At 70.1% G+C, this 398-nt stretch carries 1 protein-coding gene; it reads right to left on the bottom strand.

Annotated features, from left to right (window positions below; translation table 11 throughout):
- Positions 1-398: alpha-amylase family glycosyl hydrolase (locus tag EVJ28_RS13990; RefSeq protein ID WP_255417586.1), on the bottom strand; the 398-nt coding region annotated here is incomplete at both ends.

Genomic DNA, 398 nt, shown 5'->3' with positions numbered 1-398 from the left:
GAACTCCCCCAGCCAGTACAGGGCGTTGGCCACCAGGAAGTTGCGGACCTCGGTGCGGCCGAAGTCGAACACGTAGGTGCCCCAGTCCGGGTGCTCGCCGCGTCGCGGGTCCGCGTGCTCGTACAGGGGCGTGCCGTCGAAGCGGGCCAGCGCCCACTCGTCCTTGGGGAAGTGCGCGGGCACCCAGTCCACGATCACGCCGATCCCTGCCCGGTGCAGCGCGTCCACGAGGTGCTTGAACTCGTCCGGGCTGCCGAACCGGGAGGTCGGCGCGTAGTAGCCGGTCACCTGGTATCCCCAGGACCCGCCGAACGGGTGCTCGGCCACCGGCAGGAACTCCACGTGCGTGAACCCCAGCCACTGCACGTACTCCACCAGCTGCTCCGCGAGCTCCCGGT

Source organism: Exiguobacterium sp. SH3S3, from assembly GCF_004337115.1.
Taxonomy (GTDB): domain Bacteria; phylum Bacillota; class Bacilli; order Exiguobacteriales; family Exiguobacteriaceae; genus Exiguobacterium; species Exiguobacterium aurantiacum_A.
Note: the sequence above shows the minus strand (reverse complement) of the source record. Positions and strands in the feature narration are given on the sequence as shown.